This window comes from Variovorax robiniae (assembly GCF_037889955.1).
GTDB classification, from domain to species: domain Bacteria; phylum Pseudomonadota; class Gammaproteobacteria; order Burkholderiales; family Burkholderiaceae_C; genus Variovorax; species Variovorax robiniae.
Map to the genome: position 1 here is coordinate 213429 of NZ_JBBKZS010000006.1, position 20762 is coordinate 234190.

The window sequence follows — 20762 nt, forward strand, 5'->3', positions numbered from 1 at the left end:
GTGAAGTGGATGACGGAATGATGAGGAGGGGGGCTTAGGAGGGGCTTAATCTGCGGCGGCGATTGGATTGCGCTCCCCGAACCGCTTGCGCGATTCGCGCGACGAGCTTCTGCTGGCTTGAGGCGATGCCTCAAGCAGCCGAATGCGACGCCGCAGGAAAGGACACGCTGACCTTCAGGCCACGGAGCCGATCCGACTTCTCCAGCCGCACCGTGGCCCCATGCCGCTGCGCGATCGCCTGCACGATCGCCAGGCCCAGTCCGCTGCCGCTGGCCTCGACGCCCGCTGCGCGGTAGAAGCGGTCGAAGGCGCGCTCGCGGTCCGCTTCGGGAATGCCCGGCCCACTGTCCTCCACGCGAAGCACCGTCGCGTCGCCTTCCGCCGCGATCGTCACGTCGATGCGCCCATTCACCGGCGTGTACTTGACCGCGTTGTCGAGCAGGTTGCCCAGCAGGATGTGCAGCGCGGCGGGCTGGCCCTGCACGCGCGCCGGCACGGACTCTGCGAGGCCAAGGTCGATGTGGCGTTGCTGCGCCTGCGGCAGCACGGCCGCGATGGCTTCGGCGACCAGCGCCTCCAGGTCTACCGTCTGGCTCGGGTCGTCCGGCGGCATCGACGACGACTCCTGCCGCGCCAGCGCGAGCAACTGGCCCACGAGCCGGATCGACCGGTCGATGCCCTGCTGCAGGCGCACCGTGGCTTGCTCGCGGCTAGTGTCGTCGGCGGCGCGACGCAGCGATTCGGCCTGCAGCTTGAGCGCGGTCAACGGCGAGCGCAGTTCATGCGCCGCGTCGGCCACGAAGTTGCGCTGCGCATCGAAGGCATTGCCCACGCGCTGGAACAGCAGGTTCAGCTCCCGCACCAGCGGTCGCACCTCGTCGGGCAGGCCCTGTTCGGGCAGGGGCGAGAGGTCGTCGTCGGCCCGGCCCGCGACCTCGCGCTGCATGCGCTGCACCGGCGCCAATGAGCGCGTGATGATCCAGCCGACCGCCAGCATCAGCAGCGGCGCCATCAAGGCCAGGGGCAGCGTCGCGCGCAGGGCCAAGCCCCTTGCGCGGGCCAGGCGCGCGTCCATGTCCTGCGCGATCTGCACGGTCTGCAACGGCGTCTGCAGCGAATAGACGCGGTAGCGCGTGCCGTTCACCGTCGCATCGGAAAAGCCCAGCACCGCTTGCGGCGGCAACTCGGCGCGTGCGGAGCGGAACACCTGCGTGCCGTCCGGCCCCCAGATCTGCACGAACACGTCGTAGCCTTCCTCGCCGTAGTCGCCATCGGCATTGGTGCCGAGCAGGGTGCTGCCGCGCAAGGTGTGCGCCATCTGCTGCAGGTGCATGTCGAACAGCGCATCGGCATCGCGCAAGGCGCCTCGATACGTCGTGATGCCAAGCCCCAGCCCGGCCAGCAGGATCGACGCGAGCACGAAAAGCAGCAGCCGCCCTCGCAGCGAGTGCCGGGGGCCACGCGCTGCAGCGTTCATTCGCGCGGCACCATGTAGCCGAGGCCGCGCACCGTCTGGATGAGCCCGGCGCCGAGCTTCTTGCGCAGGCCGTGGATGTAGACCTCGACGGCATTGCTGCTGATGTCGTCCTTCCAGCTGTAGAGCTTTTCTTCCAGCTGCGCGCGCGACAGCAGCACGCCGGGACGCGAGATCAGCGGCTCGATCACGGCCCATTCGCGCGCGGACAGCAGTACGGGAACATTGTTGAGCGTGGCCTCCTTGGTGGCCGGGTTGAGCGTCACGCCCATGTGCGAGAACACCGGCTCGCCGTGGCCGGCGCGGCGGCGGATCAGGGCACGGATGCGGGCCAGCAGCTCGGTCATGTCGTAGGGCTTGACGACGTAGTCATCGGCGCCCGCATCGAGGCCGGCCACGCGGTCGCCGACCGCATCGCGCGCGGTGGCGATCAGCACCGGCACGCTGTCGCGCCGCGCGCGCAGGCTGCGCAGCACGTCGATGCCGTCGCGGCGCGGCAGGCCCAGGTCGAGCAGCATCAGGTCGTAGCTCTGCGAGCGCAGGGCGGTGTCGGCCATCTCGCCGTCGCGCACCCAGTCGACTGCGTAGTGCTCGCCGCGCAGCAGATCGAGCAGCGACTCGCCGATCATGGTGTCGTCTTCTACGAGCAGCAGGCGCATGGTGGTCGAGGATGTGGAACGAAGGTCTTCATTGTGCTTTCGTCGCTTAAGCCGGGCTGAATTGACGTGCGAAGCCTGTAGCATCGTTCGTTTTTCCTTCCGGACCCTGCCAGCCAACACGATGAAGCGTCAATGGGAAATCGACGCCCTGCGCGGGCTCATGCTCGTGCTGATGACGCTCACGCACCTGCCGTCGCGCCTGACCGACCCGCTGGGGCAGCCCTTCGGTTTCGTCTCGGCGGCGGAGGGGTTCGTGCTGCTCTCGGCCTACGTGTCGGGCCTGGTCTACAGCCGGCTGGCGCAGCGCCAGGGCATCACGGCCATGCGATGGGCCTTCGGGCGGCGGGCCTTGAAGGTGTGGGGGGCGCAGGCGGCGACCTTGCTGCTGCTGTTCACCGTGATCGCCGGCCTGGGCGTGCGCTTCGAGCAGCCGGCCGTGACCGACCTGGTCTCCTACTACCTCGCACATCCGCGTGACGCCTTCGTGAGCGGGCTGCTGCTGGTCTACGAGCCGCCGCTGCTCGACATCCTGCCGATGTACATCTTCTTCATGCTGGTGAGCCCGTGGGTGCTGGGCTTTGCGCTGCGGCACGGGTGGGGCCTGGTGATGCTGGCGAGCGTCGGGCTGTGGGGCATGGCGCAGTTCGGGCTGAGCGAATGGGCCTATGGCGTGGCCGTGCGGGAGTTCGGGCTGTCGGTGCCTTACGAGGAAATGGGTTCGTTCAACAGTTTCGCCTGGCAGTTCGTGTGGTTCACCGGCATGTGGATCGGCATGGGGCGGCAGGCGCATGGCGCGAAGCCGCTGCACTTCCCGTGGTGGATCGTGGTGTCGTCGATCGTGGTGGCGGTGTACTGCTTCGTGTGGCGCCACTTCGGCGACGATGGACAGGCGCCGTACGGTGGCGACGTGGCCATGAACCTGCTGTTCGACAAGTGGCAGTTGGGGCCGTTCCGGGTCATCAACTTCGCGGCCCTCGGCGTGCTGGCAGTGCGCTTCGGGCCCGCCGTGATCGAGCGGCTGCCGCGAAGCTGGCTGCGACCGCTGGAGGCCATGGGCTCGGCTTCATTGCCGGTGTTCTGCGCGCACCTGCTCGCGGTGCTGCTGACGCTCGCGTTCTACGGCAGCAACCAGTTGGCTCGGCCCGCGTGGGGCGACGCGGTGCTGCTCGCCGTGGTGTTCGCGTGGCTGTACGCGGTGGCGCGGGTCACGCATTGGTGGGAGCGGCGGACGTCCTGAAGACGGGAGCGGAAAGCCGAACGCAGAAGTCGCAAGGGTTCCGATCCCGTATTCCTGCCCGCTCAATGCCTGGCGCCGATCGTCTCTGGCGGAAGCAGGTGCGGCGCTACCGCCGATTGCCAGATCCGATAGCCGGCGTCGGTCATGTGCAGCATGTCGGGGAGGAACAGCTCCGTGCGCGGACGGCCATCGCTGCCGAGCATGGGGGTGTAGATGTCGATGAAATCGCTGTTGGCCTGGGTGCGCAGGTAGGCCGCCACGATGTCGTTGGTTTCCCGGATCTGCGGCAGCAGCGCGGCGCGGGAGGGGCTGGGCTTGACCGAGATGAAGCTGATGCGCGCGTTCGGCAACTCGGCGCGCACCGCGGCGGAAAGGCGTACATAGCTCGTCAGCACCTGCAGCGGCGTCTGACCTTCCGCCAGGTCGTTGTCGCCGGCGTAGACGACCACCTGGCGCGGCTTGTAGCGCAGCACCAGTTCGCGGGCCAGCAGGCTGCAATCGGACAGCGTCGAGCCGCCGAAGCCGCGGTTCAGCACGTTCGGCTGCGCGGGGAAATCGGCGGCGAGATGCTTCCACATGCGGATGGTCGAGCTGCCGACGAACACGATGCCGTCCGGTGCGGGAGGCGCCTCCTTGTCCGCCTGCGCGAAGGCGGCGAGCGCGGCGTGCCAGCGGGTCTCCGCCGCGGACAGGGCGCCCGCTGCAGGCGGAGGCGGGGGGAAGTCCTGCGCGCGCGCGGCTTCTGGGGCCCATGCGGCCAGTGTGGCCAGCATCGAAGCGCAAAGCGCGAGGCTGCGCAGGCGCGCGGTGGCAGTCAGGCGGGAAACCGGGCGGGCGGGAGTCGGTAGCGCGTCGAGCATCTGCAGGGTCAAAGCGTCTTTTCGATGAGCGGGCCGTGGAACAGCACGGGGCCGGTCGGGCCGCGTTCGCTGGGCACGCCGCCGCGCGGCTCCAGGCTGATGGCCAGCGCGGGGATGGCGCGCAGGTTGGCCTCGGTGGCGGTCAGTTTCAAGGCGGGCTCGTCCCCCAGCACGCCGAGCGAACGCGGCGCCGCGCCGGGGGGCAAGGCCCAGAGCTGCAGCGACTTGTCGGCGCCCGGCTGGAAATTGCCGAGGCGCTGCAGCACGAGCTGGTTGTGCTTGGGGTCGAAGGTCACGAGCATCGAGGCGGTGGCCTTGTCGTCGGCCAGCACGGCGACGTATTGGACTGCGGGCGTGGTCTGCAATTGGCGCTGCAGGTCGAGGCCGGCGACGACCGCGATGACGGTGGCGAGCGCGCCGGCCAGGCTGGCGCCGCGCCACAGCGCGAGGCTGCGCAGCCAGCCGCCGGTGGTTGTGGGCTGCGCGGGCGCCGCTTCGGGTGCGGCGGCGCGTTGGCGCGCCATGGTGTCGCTGGCCTGTTCGGCCTCGATCAGGTTGCGGATGCGTGTCCACACGGCGGCATCGGGCACCACCGAGGGCTGGAGTTCGGCCATGCTGGCGAGCCGGCCCTGCCACATCAGCGCCGCCGCGCGGACCGGCGCCTGCTCGCGGGCGATGGCCTCGAAGCGGCGCCGGGCGCCGCCACGCATGGTGCCCAGCGCATGGCTCGCGGCCAGCAGGTCCAGCAGTTCGGGATGGGCGGCAATGTTCATGGCGGCCCCGTTTTCACGCGATGCGCGCCATGCAATCGCGCAGCTTCTCCAGGCCGCGGCGGATCCAGGTCTTGACGGTGCCCAACGGCAGCTTGAGCTGCTCGGCCAGTTCGCCATGCGTGAGGTCGCGCAGGTAGGCCAGGCTGACCACTTCCCTCTGCCGGCCTTCGAGTTGGCCGAGGCATTGGTGCAGGGCGAAGGCCTGCTCGCTGGCATCGGCCAGGTCCTGTGGCGAAGGGGCGTCGGAAGGCAGCGTTTCGTTCATCACATCGTCGAACTCGTCGGTGATACGGCTCCGATCGGCGGTGCGCTTGCGCAGCAGGTCGAGCGCGCGGCTGCGCACGATGAGGCCCAGCCAGGCCATCGGCGGGCTGAGGGAAGCGCGGTAGTCGACGGCCACGCGCCAGATCGTGAGGAAGGTCTCCTGCAGCACGTCCTCCGCCCATTCGCGCTGGCGCACCACGCGCATCGCCAGGCCGAACAGGCGCGGCGAGGTGCGCTCGTAGAGCAGGCGCAGCGCCGCCTCGTCGCGCTGGCCGACACGGTCGATCAGCGCCATCAGTTCGGCGTCGGGGCTCGCGGGAGTCATCGGCGGATTGTGGCGCAGGCAGGGACATGAGAGGGGTACGCCTTGTAGGCGCAAACAGATTCGGGCGTCAGTTTGAATCCAGAGGCGAGGGCGGTGCGTACCGGGTGTTGGAGGCGCGGCCACAACGCAGACAACAGCCGCGCCGGCCAACGCCATTTCCCGTTCATCCCAACCCTGAAGGATTCGATCATGCAATTCCGTACCGTCCCCGCCGCGCTGGCCATCGCAAGCCTGGCCGGCCTCGCTGCCTGCTCGGGCATGGGCGCCAAGCCCATGATGTATTCGCAGGCCATGCTGCCCGAGCCGGTGAAGGTGCCGGCCGGCCACGTCGTGGCCATGGAGACCGTCGGCACCGGCGACATCACTTACGAATGCCGCGTGAAGGCGAACATGCCCGGCCAGCACGAGTGGGCCTTCGTCGGACCGGATGCGAAGCTGTGGGATCGCATGGGGGCACAGGTGGGCAAGTACTACGGGCCGCCGGCCACGTGGGAGAGCATGGACGGCTCGAAGATCACGGCCACGCAGGTCGCGGTGGCGCCCAATGGGGCGGACAACATCCCGTACCAGCTGGTCAAGGCCAACCCGGCGACGGGTGCCGGGAAGATGCAGGGCGTGAGCTACATCCAGCGTGTGGCCACGCGCGGCGGCGTCGCGCCTGCCATGCCTTGCGCCGGGGGCAACATGGGGGAAAAGCAGGTTGTGAAGTACCAGGCGGATTACATCTTTTATCGGGCGATGTAGGTTCGAATTCGCGCTTGCTTCAGAGTCCGCCCGGCATGCGGTGCGCGCCGGGCGCCTTCACTGTGCCGGCCCCTTCGGGGCTCCCCTGCAGTGCTCGCGATCCGCGGGGTCCACGTGAACTTGCCTTCGGCTCAAACAGCACGTGGCCCTGATCCGCGAATCGCTGCGCGCTTCGGCGGCACAGAGGCGGCGCCCGGCGCGCACCGCATACCGGGCTCAGGGGGCGTTCGATGGCCCGTTTCCTTCGCTATCAGCCGAGCCCGCGCTGGTTCCGGCGGATGACACACTCGCTGCGTCGTGACCGGATCGAATAGGACACTGGCCCTGAGTTGCACACAAGCTGCCAATAGGGCGCGCATTTCGACGTCTGGAGAGGAACAAGTCTTTTGAACCAACCCAGAGCCCGGTATGCCAAGCGCGCTGGGCGCCGCCTCTGTGCCGCCGAGGAGCGCAGCCATTCGCGGATCAGGGCTCGCAGCTGTCTGAGTGGCGCGTCAGCGGAGCGAGTTCTGCGAGACCCCGCGAATGACGACCACCGCAGGGGAGCCCCGAAGGGGCCGGCACAGTGAAGGCGACCAGCGCGCTTGGCATGCCGGGCGGCTCCCGCAGCGGGACGGATGGTTTGCGATTGCCTGATATCTATCTACCGGTTGGCGGCATTCAGGTCGAGCCGATAGACGCGCGCCGCCGTCCCATGGAACAGCGCGTTCCGCTCATCAGGCGTACAGCCGCCCGCCAAGCGCTTGAAGGCGTTCCAGATCACGGTGTAGCCGCACATGCCCTTGTCGACGGGAAAGTTGCTTTCGAACATGCATTGCGATGGCGTGAAGGCCTCGATGCAGGTTTCGACATACGGTCGCCAGGCGGACGCGAGCACTTCCGATGACACAGGCGCATCCGCAGACGCAAAAGGAAAGCCGGTGCGGGGCATGGCCAGGCCGCCCAGCTTGACCGTGACGTTTTCGCAGCGGCCCAGTTCGCGCATGGCCGCACGCCAAACGCCGAAGACCTCTTCGCGACGGCCCTGAAACGGCCCGATGCCCAAGGGGCCGCCCACGTGATTCAGCACGATCCGGGCACCGGGGCAGTCGCGTGCGAGCTGCACCACGTCGGCCAGTTGCGTGTGGTAGGCCCACACGTCCAGGCTCAGGCCCATGCGTGTCAGGACGTCCACGCCGGCCTGGAAGACCGGGTCTCTCAGCAAGCCCTCCGGCGGGCCGTCGGCCGGACCGGCGAGCGCAGGGTCGTTGCTCCAGGCGGCGCGGCTGCGGATGCCGCGGAACCGGCCCTTGCCCGCATCCGCATGGGCATGCAGGACCTCCTCGACTTTCGCACCCAGGCGCAAGTCCGCCCATGCCACGATGCCCTGGCAAAGGCCCTTGCCCCGACGTGCCGCACGCTCGGCCTGGGCCGCCGCGAACTCGGTTTCGCCCACAGGGCGCAGATGCTCGGGTCCGCTCTCGCGGTAGCGCGCCTTGCCTTCGACGAGGATGGTCGCCTCGACCGCATGCCCGCCGTCGATGTCGGCCAGCAGATCGTCCGCGTGGTAGGGCGCGGTCTCCTCGTCCCAGAAGTGATGGTGGGCGTCGACGATCCGCTGCTCCGGCTGAAGCACGGCTTCCTGCCGGAGCGCCAGCCATGCCGGTCGGATCTGCGGGAAGTTGCTCTTCTTGTACTGGGGGTCGAATTTTTCCATGTCGTTCGGTCAGAAGGTGTGAATGAATCCGGCGTGGTCGAGCGGGCCGTCACAACGCGTCCGATCAAGGCGCAAAGCACAGCCATGGCTCGGCCCATGGCGAGCATTTGCAACGCAGAGCGGGCGTGTTTTGGCGGACCGAGCGGGCATGGCGGGTTCTTTCACACCTTCTCAAGCCTCTGCTGTCACGGGTGCCGCCGCCATGCCCTGTGGCTGCGGCTGCACCTTGCGCCGATGGCGCAGCGAATTCAAGGTGCCCACGATACCTTCGCGAAACGTCAGCACGCAGGCCATGAAGATGAGCCCCATGATCAACGTGACCCATGACCCCAGGCCCGCCAGATGGTGTTCCAGCGACACCACAACCACCGCGCCGACGAAGGGACCGAAGATCGTGCCCAGGCCGCCCACCAGCGTCATCAGCACGGCCTCTCCTGACGTGGCCCAATGCACGTCGGTCAGGGTCACGAGCTGGAACACCAGCGTCTTTGTCGCGCCGGCCAGGCCCGCCAGCCCCGCGGACAGGACGAAGGTCACCAGCTTGTAGCGTTGCACGTCGTAGCCCAGCGAGATGGCGCGCGGCTCGTTCTCGCGGATCGCCTTGAGCACCTGCCCGAAGGGCGAATGCACGATGCGGTACACGGCAAAGAAGCCGAACAGGAAGATCGCCAGCACGAAGTAGTACATCGCGAGCATGTTGTCCAGGTCGATGAAGCCGAACAGGCGTCCGCGTGGAATGCCCTGCATGCCGTCCTCGGACCCGGTGAAGGGCGCCTGCACGCAGATGAAATAGACCATCTGCGCCAGCGCCAGCGTCACCATCGAGAAGTAGATGCCTTCGCGCCGGATCGCGAGCCGGCCGACGCCCAGGCCCAGCAGTGCCGCAGCCCCGGTGCCCGCGAGGATGCCGAGCTCGGGCGGGAGGCCGAGGCTCTTGACCGCATAGCCGGTCACGTAGGCTGAACTCCCCAGGAAGGCGGCATGTCCGAAGGACATCAGTCCCGCGAACCCGAACAGCAAGTTGAAGGCCATCGCAAAGAGCGCGAAGCAGTAGATCTTCATCATGAAGACCGGGTACACCGCGAGCGGCGCCAGCAGCCCCAGTGCCAGCAGCAAGGCCACCCCAGGGGCACGCAGGCGGTGCAGGGATGCGTCGGAGCTTGTCGTCAAGGTCATCTCGGTTCTCACTTCTGCTGGCCGAACAGGCCGGAGGGTCGGAACATCAGCACCACGGCCATGATCGCGAAGATCACGACATTCGATGCGGGCGGGTAGTAGACGCGGGTCAGGCCCTCGACCACACCGAGCGTGAGCCCCGTGACGATCGATCCGAGGATCGACCCCATGCCGCCGACCACCACCACGGCGAACACCACCACCACGATGTCGGCGCCCATCAGCGGACTCACCTGCATCACGGGCGCCGCCAGCACGCCGGCAAAGGCGGCCAGCGCTGCGCCGAAGCCGTAGGTCATCGTCACGATGAGCGGCAGGTTGATGCCGAAGGCCTGCACCATGCCGGGGTTCTCCGTGCCGGCGCGCAGGTAGGCGCCCAGCCGGGTGCGCTCGACGCCGTACCAGGTCGCGAGGCACACCGCCATCGATGCGAGCACCACCCAGGCGCGGTAGTTGGGCAACCGCATGAAGCCGACATCTGTCGCGCCCTGCAGCAGCGCCGGCGGGCTGTAGGCCAGGCCCGTCACGCCATAGGAGTTGCTGGCCAGGCTCTGCACCACCTGCGCCATGCCGAAGGTCAGCAGCAGGCCGTAGATCGGGTCGAGCTTTCGCAGGCGGCGGATCATGGTCCGCTCGCACAGGATGCCGAAGCAGCCGACCACCAGGGGCGCGGCCAGCAACGACAACCAGTAGTTCAGGCCGAGGTAGTTCAGCCCCATCCAGGTGACCAGCGCACCCAGCATGTAGAGCGCGCCATGGGCAAAGTTCACCACGTTCAGCAGGCCGAAGATGATGGCCAGGCCGAGGCTGAGGATGGCGTAGAAGGAGCCGTTGACCAGCCCGATGAACACCTGCCCCAGCAGTGCCTGGTAGGGGACGCCAAGGATTTCCATGCCCGGTGCCTATGGCTTCTTGACCAGGCTGCAGCCGCTCTTCGCGAGCGGCTGGAACGCCGTCGCCGCGGGAATCGTGGCGAGCACGTTGTAGTAGTCCCAGGGCTTCTTCGACTCGGAGGGCTTCTTCACCTGCACGAGGTGCATGTCGTAGATCAGCCGGCCGTCTTCGCGAACGGCGCCGTGGCGCGCGTACAAGTCGTTGACCGGCGTGTCCTTCATCTTCTTCATCACCGTGGCGGTGTCGTCGGTGCCTGCCGCCTGGACCGCGCGCAGGTAGTTGGTCACCGACCAGTACACGCCGGCATGGACCGAGTCCGGCATCTTCTTCGCCTTGGCGAAGAAGCGCTCCGAGAACTTCCGCGTGTCGGCATCGGTGTCCCAGTAGAAGGCTTCGTTGAGGATCAGGCCCTGTGCCGCGTCCAGCCCCAGGCTGTGGATCTCGGGCAGGAAGGTCACCAGCGCCGCGACCTTCTGCTGCTTCGTGAGCCCGAATTCGTTGATGGCCTTGACCGCGTTGACTGTGTCCGCGCCCGACGCGATCAGCCCGATCACCTTGGCCTTCGACGCTTGCGCCTGCAGCACGTAGGAGGAGAAGTCCGGCGTGTTGAGCGGGAAGCGCACGCTGCCGACGACCTTGCCGCCCGCCGCCTTCACGGCATCGATGCCGTCCTTCTCGACGCTCTGGCCGCCGGCGTTGTCCAGCGTGACGAAGAACCAGCTGTCGCCACCCTGTTTGGCAATGGCGTCGACCAGGCTGTACGACTGCGAATAGCTGTCCCAGGAGGTATGCACCGTGTTGGCATTGCAACTGTCATTCGTGACGCGCGACGTGCCGGAGCCGTTCACGAAGGCGATCTTGTTCTTCTGCTTCGCGATCTCCATTACTGCCAGCGAGATGGGGGAGCTGACCAGGTCGAAGATGGCATCGACCTGGCGCGTGTCGAACCATTGGCGCGCGGTGTTGGCGGCCAGGTCGGGCTTGTTCTGGTGATCGGCGGAGATCACGTCCACCGGCGCGCCCAGCACCTTGCCGCCGAAGTCCTCGACCGCCATCTGGGCCGCAATCAGCGAGCCCGGTCCGGCGAGGTCGGAGTAGACACCCGACATGTCGGTGAGCACACCGAGGCGCACCACGCCATCGGAAAGCTTCGACGCGGGCTGCGCATGCAGCGAAAGCGCCAGGGAGGCGGTGGCCAGGCCGGCAGCCAGGGTTCGCAAGGCATTGGGTTTCATGATGGTTGTCTCTTTCTTTCTGGAAGTCGTGGATCGCGGGAGATGCCGGCTCAGACGCCGAGCCATTGGTGAAGCTCATCGGCGCGTTGCGCCAGTTCCTTCTTGTCGAGCACGGCCTTGACGCGGCCGTGCTCGATGAAGCAGTGCCGGTCCGCGAGGCCGGCAGCAAAGCGGAAGTTCTGCTCCACCAGCACGATCGTGAAGCCGCGCTCCTTCAAAACGCGCAGCACGCGGCCCAGCGCCTTCACGATGACCGGCGCCAGCCCTTCGGTGATCTCGTCGAGCAGCAGCAGGTTGGCGCCGGTGCGCAGGATGCGGGCCAGCGCGAGCATCTGTTGCTCGCCGCCGGACAGCCGCGTGCCGGGGCTGTGGCGCCGCTCGAGCAGGTTCGGGAACATCTGGTAGATCTCGGCCAGGCTCAGGCCGCCCCCCTGCAGCACGGGCGGCAGCAGCAGGTTCTCCTCGGTCGACAGCGAGGAGAAGATGGCTCGCTCCTCCGGGCAGTAGCCCACGCCCAGCGGCGCCAGGCGATGCGGGGCCATGGCGATGGTCTCGGTGCCGTTGACCACGATCGAGCCACGTCGCTCGCCGACCATGCCCATGATGGATTTCAGCGTGCTGCTGCGACCCGCGCCGTTGCGGCCCAGCAGCGTCACCAGTTCGCCGCGGCGCACCTCCAGGTCGACGCCGTGCAGCACGTGCGATTCGCCGTACCAGGCATGCAGGCCGCGAATGACGAGAGGGATGGCGGCATCCTGCCGCGCGCTCGGGCTAGTCATCTTCCTGCACCCCCACATAGGCTTCGAGTACCTGCGGGTTGCGCGAGACCACCTCGTACGGTCCCTCCGCCAGCACGGAACCCCGCTGCATCACGGTGATGGTGTCCGACAGCGTCGACACCACGCCGAGGTTGTGTTCCACCATCACGAGGTGCGGCTGGCCGCGACCTTGCGGATGAGCTCGGTCACGGTGTCGATGTCTTCGTGGCCCATGCCTGCGGTCGGCTCGTCGAGCAGCATCAGCTCCGGATCCATCGCCAGCGTGGTGGCGATCTCCAGCGCGCGCTTGCGGCCGTAAGCGAGGTTGACGGTGGAGGCATCGGCGAAGCCGGCGAGGTCCACGTCGTGCAACAGTTGCATGGCGGTGTCGTCGAGCTTGCGCAGGCATTTCTCGGAGCGCCAGAACTGGGTCGCCAGGCAGGCCTTGCGTTGCAGCGCGACGCGCACGTTCTCCAGCACTGTCAACTTGGGAAACACCGCGGAGATCTGGAACGAACGCACGATGCCCCGGCGTGCGATCTGCCCGGCGTTGTCACCGGTGATGTCCTTCCCGTTGAAATGGATGGTCCCGCTGCTGGGTGGCAGGAACTTGGTCAGCAGGTTGAACAGGGTCGTCTTGCCGGCGCCGTTCGGCCCGATGACGGCGTGGATCGTGCCGCGCCTGACGCGCAAGCCCACGTCGCTCACGGCGGCAAAGCCCTTGAACTGCTTGCACAGTCCGTTCGTTTCCAGGATCAGGTCGTCCATGGCTCAGCGACGGATCACGGTTGCAGGGGTTGAAGAGCAGGGTTGTGGGCCTGCAGGCAGTCGGTGTCGCATGTGCATGTCTCCGTTCGTTGTCCAGCCGGTTTGCGCTGGTGGAGAAAAGTGTAGAAATCGCCTGGCGTTGCCCGCAACCGATAGCTGATATGCGCGAATCGCGTTCTGTTGGACCGTCCAATCGGGCCGTTCAACCAACGGAGATACCCATGATTCGCTACCTCAAGCGCGGACGCGATGTCCAGGCCCGCGCCGACGACGACGCCAAGGTCCGCGGCACCGTCGAGAACATCATTCGCGACATCGAGACGCGCGGCGACGAGGCCGTGCGCGAGTACAGCCGCAAGTTCGACAACTGGGACCCGGCCGACTTCAGGCTGTCGCAGGCGAAGATCGAGAAGGCCATCAAGAGCCTGTCGGCGCGCGAACTCGATGACATCCGTTTCGCGCAGCAGCAGGTGCGCAACTTCGCGCAGATCCAGCGCAACTCGATGCTCGACGTCGAGGTGGAGACCCGTCCCGGCGTCTTCCTCGGGCACCGGCACATCCCGATCAACGCGGTCGGCTGCTACATCCCCGGCGGCAAGTACCCGTTGCTGGCATCGGCCCACATGAGCGTGCTCACGGCGAAGGTCGCGGGCGTGAAGCGCGTGGTGGCGACGGCGCCGCCGTTCCACGGTGAGCCGCATCCGGCCATCGTCGCCGCGATGCACCTGGCCGGCGCCGACGAGATCCTGGTGCTCGGCGGGGTGCAGGCCGTGGTGGCGATGGCCGTCGGCACGCCGAGCATTGCGCCGGTGGACATGCTGGTCGGGCCGGGCAACATGTTCGTGGCAGAAGCCAAGCGGCAGCTCTTCGGGCGCGTGGGCATCGACCTGTTCGCCGGTCCGACCGAGACCCTGGTGATCGCCGACGACTCGGTCGACGGTGAACTCTGCGCGGTCGACCTGCTCGGCCAGGCCGAGCATGGCCTGACGACGCCGGCCGTGCTGCTGACGACCAGCGAAAAGCTCGCGCGCGACACCATCGCCGAAGTCGAGCGCCAGTTGAAGATCCTGCCGACGGCGGAGATCGCGGCACGCAGCTGGGCCGACTTCGGCGAGGTCATTGTCTGCGACACGGACGTGGAGATGCTGCAGAAGGCCGACGAGATCGCGTCCGAGCATGTGCAGGTCATGACCCGCGACCCCGACTACTTCCTGGAGAACATGAGCAATTACGGCGCCTTGTTCCTCGGGCCGCGCACCAACGTGGCCTTCGGCGACAAGGTGATCGGCACCAACCACACGCTGCCCACCAACAAGGCCGCGCGCTACACCGGCGGCCTGTGGGTCGGCAAGTTCCTGAAGACCTGCACCTTCCAGCGCGTCGTGACCGACGAGGCCAGCGCCACCATCGGCGAGTACTGCTCGCGCCTGTGCCACATGGAGAACTTCGCGGGCCATGGCGAGCAGGCCAACATCCGTGTGCGCCGCTATGGCACGCGCGCCGAAGTGCCCTGGTACGAACCGGTGCAGGCACTGCACGCATGAGTGCCGCATCGGCATTGCCGGCTTTCGATGGCTTCCGGCTCCAGGGCAAGCGTGCGCTGGTCACCGGCGCGGGCCGGGGCCTGGGCCTGGCCGCCGCCGCGGCACTGGCCCGTGCGGGCGCGGCGGTCACGCTGGCCGCACGCTCGCTGGCCGAACTGGAAGCGGGCTGCGCCGCGATCCGCGCCGAGGGCGGCGCGGCTGACTTCATCGTGCTCGACGTCACCGATTCCGATGCGGTCGCTCGGGAAATCAGGGCGCGGCCGCCGTTCCATGTCCTCGTCAACAACGCGGGCATGAACCGGCCCAAGCTGCTGGTCGACACGCAGGACGAAGATATCGACGCGGTGTTCGCGCTGAACGTGAAGGCCACGTTCTACGTCAGCCGGGAAGTCGCGCGCTCGTTGCAGGCGGCGGGGCAGGCCGGTTCGATCATCAACGTCTCGTCGCAGATGGGCCATGTGGGCAGTCCGCGCCGCACGCTCTACTGCGCGAGCAAGCACGCGGTCGAAGGCATGAGCAAGGCACTTGCATGGGAACTGGGGTCGACCGGCATCCGCGTCAACACGCTGTGCCCGACCTTCATCGAGACGGCCCTCACCGCGCCGATGTTCGAGGACGCCGCGTTCCGCCGCTTCGTGCTGGAGCGGATCGCGCTGGCCCGGCTTGGCCGCATCGACGAGGTCATGGGACCGATCGTGTTCCTGGCCAGCGACGCTTCCAGCCTCATGACCGGCAGCTCGCTCATGCTGGACGGCGGATGGACCGCCGCATGAAATGAGAGCCCACCCCCGCAGCGCCTTCGGCGCACCCCCTCAAGGGGGCGCACCCAGCGGCCCGGCAAAGCCGGTTCCGCGGGTGCCCACGAACAGGCATTGCCCGCACTGGTTTCATGCGTCGTCGTTACGCAATAGCGTGGTGAAAAACTGATATACGACGCATATCAGGTATCGCCCAGCCGCAAACGGCAACTGCAGATACTCATTTCAGCGCGTGCCGAAGTTCATGCCCGCGCTCACCTCACGGAGACAGAGAAAGACATGAAGAACCTCAAGACTGCCGTCGCTTCCGCCATGCTGCTGTTCGCCACGATGGCGCAAGGCCAGGCGTTCCCGAACAAGCCCATCAAGCTCATCGTCCCGTATTCGCCCGGCGGCGCGGCGGCCCTGTCCGCGCGCTGGTTGGCCGAAGGATTGACCCAGCAATTCAAGTACACGATCGTGGTCGAGAACCACCCCGGCGCGGCCGGCAACATCGGCACGCGCATGGTGGCCGCGGCCAAGCCCGACGGCTACACGCTGCTGCTCGGCTATGACGGCACGCTGACCATCAATCCTTCGGTCTATCCGAACGTGGGCTTCGACACGCTGAAGGACTTCGTGCCGGTCAGCAAGATCGCCGATTCCACGCTGCTGCTGGTGGCCAACAACAACCTGCCGGCGAAGGACGTGAAGGAAATGATCGCGCTCGCCAAGGCCAAGCCCGGTGCGCTCGACTACGCCACCACCGGCGTGGGCAGCACGCCCCATGCGGCTGGCGAGATGATGAACATCCAGTACGGCATCGACCTGCGCCACATCCCCTATGCAGGCGGCGCGCCGGCCATGACGGCGGTCATGGGCGACCACGTCAAGATGGTCTACACGGCCGTGGCCACCGCCTATCCCTTCGTGGTGTCGGGCAAGGTGAAGGCGCTGGGCGTCTCCGCGCCCAAGCGTGCCGCCGCGCTGCCGAACGTGCCCACCTTCTCCGAATCCGGCGTGCCGGGCTTCGACCTCAACTCGTGGTTCGGCATCCTGGCGCCGGCCGGCACGCCCAAGCAGGTCGTCGACCAGTTGCAGGGCGCCATCAAGACCGTGGTCGAGACGCCAGCCTACAAGGAGCGCTACGTGGCCGCCGGCCTGGAGCCGGTGGGCAATACATCGGAGCAGTTCACGGGCCAGATCAAGGCCGACCTGACGCGCTGGGATGCGATCGTCAAGAAGGCCAGGATCAGCGCCAACTGATCACTTGCAGGATCCGCCCGGCCGAGCGGATCCTGCAGCGCCTCAACCTTCCGGATGCGCGCCGCGACGTGCGGCTGCAAAGGCCATCAGGCGCTCATCGCGCCAGGCGCGGCGCGATTCCAGTTCCGCATGCTCCAGATGCTCGCGGCGCTGCGCTTCCACTTGCTTGATCAAGGCTTCATCCCACGGTTGTTCGTGCTCGCGTGAAGCGGCAATGCGCTGGTAGAGCGGCCCCAGGCGCACGGCATAGTCGGCCACGCCGCCGGGTGCATTCAGGTCGATGGTCTCGAACGGGCCCATGAAGGACCAGCGCCAGCCCAGCCCGTCGCGCACCGTCTTGTCCACGTCCTCACAACTCGCCACGCCTTCGCTGACCAGCGCCCAGGCCTCGCGCAGGAGCACGGCCTGCAGGCGGTTCAGCACGAAGCCCTCGACCTCCTTGCGAACGTGCACCACGGTCTGGCCGACCGCCTGCATCAGGGTTTCGGCAAATTCGACGGTCGCCGGGGAGGTCTCGGGCGAAGGCACCAGCTCGACCACTGGCACCAGGTACGGCGGGTTGACCGGATGCACGATCAGGATCCTCGGAGACAGCGACAACCCGAGTGCGAAGGCAGAACCCGGAATGCCCGAGGTGGAGCTGCCCACGATCAGGTCAGTCGAAGCGATCGCGTCGAGGTCGATCATCAGTTGCCGTTTCACGTCGACGCGTTCCAGCACCGATTCCTGCACATAGACCGCGCCCTCGACGGCCTCTGCCAGTGTCGATGCCGTGCTGATGCGCGACAGGATGGTGGCGGGGTCCTCCGTGATGAGCCCGTGGCGATGCAGTCCGGCAAGTTGCCCCTCGATGAGCGGGATCGACTTGCGGGTGATGTCCGGGTTGGCGTCGTACACCTTGACCGTCATGCCCGCGCGCGCGTAGACCACGGCCCAGCCGGCGCCCACCAGCCCGGCGCCGACGATGGCGACCTTGCGGCCGGCGACCTGTTGAATGTCCTTCATCTCGTTCTGCTCCTGTTGGTTGTCTCTGTGAAAAAAGTCAAAGCCCCGGACGGCCGCAAGCGTCATCGACGATGCGGCAGCCCCGGGGCAAAAGGAAAGGCGGAAGGTGCCTGCCTCAAGCGGCGACCGCCTTGGCATCCTTGCCGGTTGCAGCCTTCGATTGCGGTCCGCTGAGCCGCTTCCAGTCGCCGCTCTTCGGCGCATCCAGGCCCAGGTGGCCGCGCAACGTGGTGCTCTCGTATTCGGTGCGGACCAGGCCCCGGCGCTGCAGTTCCGGCACCACCATGCGCACGAAGTCCTCGTAGCCGCCGGGCATGTGGGTGGGCGACAGCACGAAGCCGTCGCAGCCGCCTTCGGTGAACCATTTCTCCATCTCGTCGGCCACGGTCTTCGGCGAGCCGATGAACACGTTGAACTCGTTCAGGCGGGCGCGCTTGGAGTAGTCCACGAAGTCGCGCACCGAGGGGTTCTTCTTGCCGGACAGCGTCACCACCCGATCGCGGAAGGTCTGCCAGCCCGAGATGGCGGCCATGTCCTCGTCGGAGAAGGGCGCGTCCATGTCGCGCGTGGCGAAGTCGGTGTTGAGCACTTCGCAGATCAGCGCGAGTCCGTCGATGGGCTTGGCGAGCGAGTCGATGTACTCGAACTTCTTGCGCGCGATCTCGTCCGTTTCACCGACCACCACATGGCAGGCGGTCGCGATGCGCACCTTGGGCGGGTCGCGCCCGGCCTCGGCGATGGCGCCCTTCATCTCGGCGTACTGCTTCTTCGCCATGGCCAGGTTGGGATAGACCACGAAGATCAACTCGCCCCAGCGCGCCGCGAACTCGCGGCCGCGGCCGCTCTGTCCGGCCTGGATCAGCACCGGCTGGCCCTGCACCGAGCGCGGCACGGTGAAGGGGCCGCGCGAGTTGAAGAAGTCGCCGCGATGGTCGAGCCGCTTCACCTTGTCGGGATGCGCAAATTCGCCGGTCTCCTTGTCGTTGATCAGCGCGCCTTCCTGCCAGGTGTCCCAGTGGCCCAGCGTGGTCTCTAGGAACTCGTCGGCGCGGTCGTAGCGGAGGTCGTGTTCCAGATGCTCCGCATGGCCGAAGTTGGCGGCCTCGGAATCGTTGAGCGATGTCACCACGTTCCATGCGGCGCGGCCCTTGCTCATGAGGTCGAAGGTGGCGAAGGTGCGGGCCACGTGGTAGGGCTCGTAGTAGGTGGTCGAGTAGGTCGCGCCCAGGCCGAGCCGGGTCGTCACCGCGGCCATGGCCGACAGCACCACCAGCGGGTCGAGCTTGATGGCGCGCACGCCGGCGGCCACCGTCTGCGCATGGTCGCCGGAATAGATGTCGGGCATGGCCAGCCGGTCGTCGAAGAAGGCCATGTCGAACATGCCCTGTTCCAGCACGCGGGCGATGTTCTGGTAGTACTCGGGCGTGAGGTAGCCGGGGTCGGTGGCGACGTGGCGCCAGCTGCCGGGGTAGGTCGAGCAGTTCTGCGCCTGCATAAAGCCGATGAGGCTGATCTTGCGGTCCTGGGTCATCTGTAGGTCTCCTGGGAGTAGGTGTTCAGTCGGGGATGTCGACTTCGAGGATCGGGCCGTGCTGCTGCGCGCCGTAGACGTCGCTGTCGCCGAAGGCGCCCGCGGGAATCAGCCGGGGCAGCGTCGCCTTGAAGGCGCGTGCCGGTGCGTAGGGCATGAACAGCACCTGCGACTCTTCGACCTGGTAGAGCCTGGAGAAGAGGGCGGCATTCAGGATGCCGGTGCCTTCCACCCGCTCGAACAGTTCGTCGGAGCCGAAGATGATGTCGATGGTCAACTCGAAGGGGCCGGCGTTCTTGCTCTTGCAGACGCTGGCGAGGTCGCGCAGGCGGGTCATGGCTGGCCTTTCACGTGGGCATGCTCGATGGGGAACAGGTGGTACGGGTCTTCGGCGTCGACGATGTGATAGACGCCGAACTCGTAGGACGCGCCCAGTTCCACATCGGCCGGCGAGAAGGGAATGGCCATGTTTCCTTCCTTGCAGAGCCGCCCCGGAAAGTCAGCATGCAGGATGGTGGTGCGCGAGATGGCGATCACCGCGTTGGCCACTTCCTGCGTCGGCGCCATGGCCTCCACGATGAAGCTGAGTTCGTGGGCCGAGGTCGTCTTGACCGGCTCGCGCTCGCCCATCACGCCGTTGAGTCCGTAGCAGCGGATCGCCAGCTGGTAGCCGCCTTCGGGCACGCCGAAGTTGCGTGTCTTCTCGTCGACGATGCCGCGCACGCGCACCAGGTAGTCGTCAATGCCGCGGATCAGCACCGGGTCGCGCGTGGCGCACATGGCGATGGCGCGATAGCCGACGCGTTCGACGCCTTCCATCTTGACCGTGTAGACGTCGGCCGGCTTCCACTGCATGCCGCTGACCCGCACGATGCGATCGGTCAACTGCTCGAACTTGCAGGCGGAGGTGTCGAGCATGCCGCCCGGTTCGTAGTGGTGGACCGCGCTGGGGTTCTCATGCAGCGCGAAGTTGGCGACCGACAGGCGGGTGCAGGCCTGCTCGGGGTTGGTCGGTTCCAGGTCCACATGGTCCTCGAAGACGCGTGCCAGCAGGCAGCCGTCGCGCTTGGGTGCGGCCGGCTCGGCACCGCATTCCAGCATCTTTCCGGCATACCAGGCGACGGCCGGCGGCAGGCCGCCGCGCAGGACGCCGGCGGCCCAGGGCGCCGGGTCGGTGCTGCGGCCGGCCAGGATCACCTGTGCGCCTTCGTCGAGCGCGCGGATGTAGGGCTCGGGTCCCATCAGGCCCACGATGCGCTCGGCGCGGTCGACCTGCTCGATCGTCAGCGGCGGGCGCTTCGAAGCGGGCTTCACCTTGCCGTCGGCCAACTGGCGCTTGATGAATCCCGGGTCCTGCTCGGCATGGATCAGCGCGAGCTTGAAGTCAAGCTTCTCCTCGCGGGCAATCTCGCGCACCAGCTCGGCCATGAACTGCAGGTGCGGCTCGCCACCGGCGCCGCCCGAGGTGCTGATCAGCACCGGGATGCCGCGCGGCACGGCTGCCAGCAGCATCAGCCGGGTGTCGCGCTTGATGGACAGGCGCGAGCAGAAGGGTTTGCCCGCGCCGAGGTAGTAGGGGCCGGGGTCGGTGCTGCCGGCGTCCGCGCCAATGAGGTCGGGGTCGCGGGCCATGCCGGCCTGCAGCGCGGATTCGGGGAAGCCGTAGCCGAGGATGGAAGTCACCGACAGCAGTCGGACCTCCTTCGGCGAATTCTTGTCTCTGGATGGGTTCATGGGCTTGAGGTTCCTGGATCGGGTGCGGCAACTATCTGTCGATGCCCCGGTGCGCGACAACGGATAACAGGTATGCGTCCGA

Annotated in this window: 19 protein-coding genes and 1 pseudogene; 5 read left to right on the forward strand and 15 right to left on the reverse strand. The window is 67.2% G+C overall.

Annotated features, from left to right (window positions below; all coding sequences use genetic code 11):
- Positions 1-130: 130 nt before the first annotated feature.
- Positions 131-1477 (reverse strand): ATP-binding protein, encoded by a 1347-nt coding sequence (locus WKW79_RS16250; protein WP_340336208.1) that lies wholly within the window; start codon positions 1475-1477, stop codon positions 131-133.
- Positions 1474-2133, reverse strand: a complete 660-nt coding sequence (locus tag WKW79_RS16255; protein ID WP_340336209.1) for a response regulator — start codon at positions 2131-2133, stop codon at positions 1474-1476. The genes WKW79_RS16250 and WKW79_RS16255 overlap by 4 nt, the downstream gene beginning before the upstream one ends.
- A gap of 121 nt (positions 2134-2254) precedes the next feature.
- Here WKW79_RS16255 and opgC point away from each other — a divergent pair, with 121 nt between their 5' ends.
- Complete coding sequence (gene opgC, locus WKW79_RS16260; RefSeq protein ID WP_340336210.1) at positions 2255-3370, forward strand: OpgC domain-containing protein; 1116 nt, start codon at positions 2255-2257, stop codon at positions 3368-3370.
- Between the two features lie 62 nt (positions 3371-3432).
- On the opposite strand, the gene WKW79_RS16265 is transcribed toward opgC, so the two are convergent.
- Genes WKW79_RS16265 through WKW79_RS16275 form a run of 3 tightly spaced genes read right to left on the reverse strand, consistent with a single transcriptional unit; the run spans position 3433 to position 5592 of the window.
- The gene (locus tag WKW79_RS16265; RefSeq protein ID WP_340336211.1) at positions 3433-4242 is read right to left on the reverse strand and encodes an SGNH/GDSL hydrolase family protein; all 810 of its coding nucleotides are present in this window, start codon (positions 4240-4242) and stop codon (positions 3433-3435) included.
- Positions 4239-5003: an anti-sigma factor gene (locus WKW79_RS16270; protein WP_340336212.1), complete on the reverse strand. Its 765-nt coding sequence runs from the start codon at positions 5001-5003 to the stop codon at positions 4239-4241. The genes WKW79_RS16265 and WKW79_RS16270 overlap by 4 nt, the downstream gene beginning before the upstream one ends.
- A 13-nt stretch (positions 5004-5016) precedes the next feature.
- Positions 5017-5592, reverse strand: a complete 576-nt coding sequence (locus WKW79_RS16275) for an RNA polymerase sigma factor (protein WP_340336213.1) — start codon at positions 5590-5592, stop codon at positions 5017-5019.
- 189 nt (positions 5593-5781) lie between these two features.
- On the opposite strand from WKW79_RS16275, the gene WKW79_RS16280 reads away from it, so the two are divergent.
- Complete coding sequence (locus tag WKW79_RS16280) at positions 5782-6336, forward strand: DUF3455 domain-containing protein (RefSeq protein ID WP_340336214.1); 555 nt, start codon at positions 5782-5784, stop codon at positions 6334-6336.
- 643 nt (positions 6337-6979) lie between these two features.
- Here WKW79_RS16280 and WKW79_RS16285 read toward each other — a convergent pair.
- The 6 genes and pseudogenes from WKW79_RS16285 to WKW79_RS16310 form a co-directional block, all read right to left on the reverse strand.
- Positions 6980-8032: an amidohydrolase family protein gene (locus WKW79_RS16285; RefSeq protein WP_340336215.1), complete on the reverse strand. Its 1053-nt coding sequence runs from the start codon at positions 8030-8032 to the stop codon at positions 6980-6982.
- A 171-nt stretch (positions 8033-8203) separates the two neighbouring features.
- Positions 8204-9208, reverse strand: coding sequence for a branched-chain amino acid ABC transporter permease (locus tag WKW79_RS16290; protein ID WP_422823899.1), 1005 nt, complete (start codon positions 9206-9208; stop codon positions 8204-8206).
- An 8-nt stretch (positions 9209-9216) separates the two neighbouring features.
- Positions 9217-10101 carry a branched-chain amino acid ABC transporter permease gene (locus WKW79_RS16295; protein ID WP_340336216.1) on the reverse strand — a complete coding sequence of 295 codons (885 nt, stop codon included), beginning with the start codon at positions 10099-10101 and terminating at the stop codon, positions 9217-9219.
- A gap of 9 nt (positions 10102-10110) precedes the next feature.
- On the reverse strand, positions 10111-11337 hold the full coding sequence (locus WKW79_RS16300) for an ABC transporter substrate-binding protein (RefSeq protein ID WP_340336217.1): 1227 nt from the start codon (positions 11335-11337) through the stop codon (positions 10111-10113).
- Between the two features lie 50 nt (positions 11338-11387).
- On the reverse strand, positions 11388-12116 hold the full coding sequence (locus WKW79_RS16305) for an ABC transporter ATP-binding protein (protein ID WP_340336218.1): 729 nt from the start codon (positions 12114-12116) through the stop codon (positions 11388-11390).
- A pseudogene (locus WKW79_RS16310) lies at positions 12109-12863 on the reverse strand (ABC transporter ATP-binding protein). The gene WKW79_RS16305 and the pseudogene WKW79_RS16310 overlap by 8 nt, the downstream one beginning before the upstream one ends.
- Before the next feature lie 221 nt (positions 12864-13084).
- Between WKW79_RS16310 and hisD the strand changes: the two are divergent.
- From hisD to WKW79_RS16325, 3 genes are all read left to right on the forward strand, one after another.
- A complete protein-coding gene (hisD, locus tag WKW79_RS16315; RefSeq protein WP_340336219.1) occupies positions 13085-14407 on the forward strand; it encodes a histidinol dehydrogenase in 1323 nt (440 codons plus the stop codon).
- Positions 14404-15180 (forward strand): SDR family NAD(P)-dependent oxidoreductase, encoded by a 777-nt coding sequence (locus WKW79_RS16320; RefSeq protein ID WP_340336220.1) that lies wholly within the window; start codon positions 14404-14406, stop codon positions 15178-15180. Before hisD ends, WKW79_RS16320 begins: the two co-directional genes overlap by 4 nt.
- A 264-nt stretch (positions 15181-15444) precedes the next feature.
- A complete protein-coding gene (locus tag WKW79_RS16325) occupies positions 15445-16410 on the forward strand; it encodes a Bug family tripartite tricarboxylate transporter substrate binding protein (RefSeq protein WP_340336221.1) in 966 nt (321 codons plus the stop codon).
- 42 nt (positions 16411-16452) lie between these two features.
- Here WKW79_RS16325 and WKW79_RS16330 read toward each other — a convergent pair whose 3' ends face one another.
- Genes WKW79_RS16330 through WKW79_RS16345 form a run of 4 tightly spaced genes read right to left on the reverse strand, consistent with a single transcriptional unit; the run spans position 16453 to position 20680 of the window.
- Positions 16453-17619, reverse strand: coding sequence for a 3-hydroxyacyl-CoA dehydrogenase (locus WKW79_RS16330; RefSeq protein WP_340336222.1), 1167 nt, complete (start codon positions 17617-17619; stop codon positions 16453-16455).
- Positions 17531-18946 (reverse strand): LLM class flavin-dependent oxidoreductase, encoded by a 1416-nt coding sequence (locus WKW79_RS16335; RefSeq protein ID WP_340336223.1) that lies wholly within the window; start codon positions 18944-18946, stop codon positions 17531-17533. The genes WKW79_RS16330 and WKW79_RS16335 overlap by 89 nt, the downstream gene beginning before the upstream one ends.
- 25 nt (positions 18947-18971) lie before the next feature.
- Positions 18972-19283, reverse strand: coding sequence for a DUF4387 domain-containing protein (locus WKW79_RS16340; protein WP_340336224.1), 312 nt, complete (start codon positions 19281-19283; stop codon positions 18972-18974).
- On the reverse strand, positions 19280-20680 hold the full coding sequence (locus WKW79_RS16345) for an acyclic terpene utilization AtuA family protein (protein ID WP_340336225.1): 1401 nt from the start codon (positions 20678-20680) through the stop codon (positions 19280-19282). The genes WKW79_RS16340 and WKW79_RS16345 overlap by 4 nt, the downstream gene beginning before the upstream one ends.
- Positions 20681-20762 lie beyond the last annotated feature (82 nt).

Excerpts from the sequence above, each read along its gene's own strand:
- WKW79_RS16320 (WP_340336220.1), top strand. The coding sequence starts at position 14,404 with ATGAGTGCCGCATCGGCATTGCCGGCTTTCGATGGCTTCCGGCTCCAG.
- WKW79_RS16250 (WP_340336208.1), bottom strand. The coding sequence starts at position 1,477 with ATGAACGCTGCAGCGCGTGGCCCCCGGCACTCGCTGCGAGGGCGGCTG.
- WKW79_RS16340 (WP_340336224.1), bottom strand. The coding sequence starts at position 19,283 with ATGACCCGCCTGCGCGACCTCGCCAGCGTCTGCAAGAGCAAGAACGCC.
- WKW79_RS16345 (WP_340336225.1), bottom strand. The coding sequence starts at position 20,680 with ATGAACCCATCCAGAGACAAGAATTCGCCGAAGGAGGTCCGACTGCTG.
- WKW79_RS16270 (WP_340336212.1), bottom strand. The coding sequence starts at position 5,003 with ATGAACATTGCCGCCCATCCCGAACTGCTGGACCTGCTGGCCGCGAGC.
- WKW79_RS16305 (WP_340336218.1), bottom strand. The coding sequence starts at position 12,116 with ATGACTAGCCCGAGCGCGCGGCAGGATGCCGCCATCCCTCTCGTCATT.
- hisD (WP_340336219.1), top strand. The coding sequence starts at position 13,085 with ATGATTCGCTACCTCAAGCGCGGACGCGATGTCCAGGCCCGCGCCGAC.
- WKW79_RS16280 (WP_340336214.1), top strand. The coding sequence starts at position 5,782 with ATGCAATTCCGTACCGTCCCCGCCGCGCTGGCCATCGCAAGCCTGGCC.
- WKW79_RS16325 (WP_340336221.1), top strand. The coding sequence starts at position 15,445 with ATGAAGAACCTCAAGACTGCCGTCGCTTCCGCCATGCTGCTGTTCGCC.
- WKW79_RS16295 (WP_340336216.1), bottom strand. The coding sequence starts at position 10,101 with ATGGAAATCCTTGGCGTCCCCTACCAGGCACTGCTGGGGCAGGTGTTC.
- WKW79_RS16300 (WP_340336217.1), bottom strand. The coding sequence starts at position 11,337 with ATGAAACCCAATGCCTTGCGAACCCTGGCTGCCGGCCTGGCCACCGCC.
- WKW79_RS16255 (WP_340336209.1), bottom strand. The coding sequence starts at position 2,133 with ATGCGCCTGCTGCTCGTAGAAGACGACACCATGATCGGCGAGTCGCTG.
- WKW79_RS16330 (WP_340336222.1), bottom strand. The coding sequence starts at position 17,619 with ATGCGCCGAAGAGCGGCGACTGGAAGCGGCTCAGCGGACCGCAATCGA.
- WKW79_RS16290 (WP_422823899.1), bottom strand. The coding sequence starts at position 9,208 with ATGACCTTGACGACAAGCTCCGACGCATCCCTGCACCGCCTGCGTGCC.
- WKW79_RS16275 (WP_340336213.1), bottom strand. The coding sequence starts at position 5,592 with ATGACTCCCGCGAGCCCCGACGCCGAACTGATGGCGCTGATCGACCGT.
- opgC (WP_340336210.1), top strand. The coding sequence starts at position 2,255 with ATGAAGCGTCAATGGGAAATCGACGCCCTGCGCGGGCTCATGCTCGTG.
- WKW79_RS16335 (WP_340336223.1), bottom strand. The coding sequence starts at position 18,946 with ATGACCCAGGACCGCAAGATCAGCCTCATCGGCTTTATGCAGGCGCAG.
- WKW79_RS16285 (WP_340336215.1), bottom strand. The coding sequence starts at position 8,032 with ATGGAAAAATTCGACCCCCAGTACAAGAAGAGCAACTTCCCGCAGATC.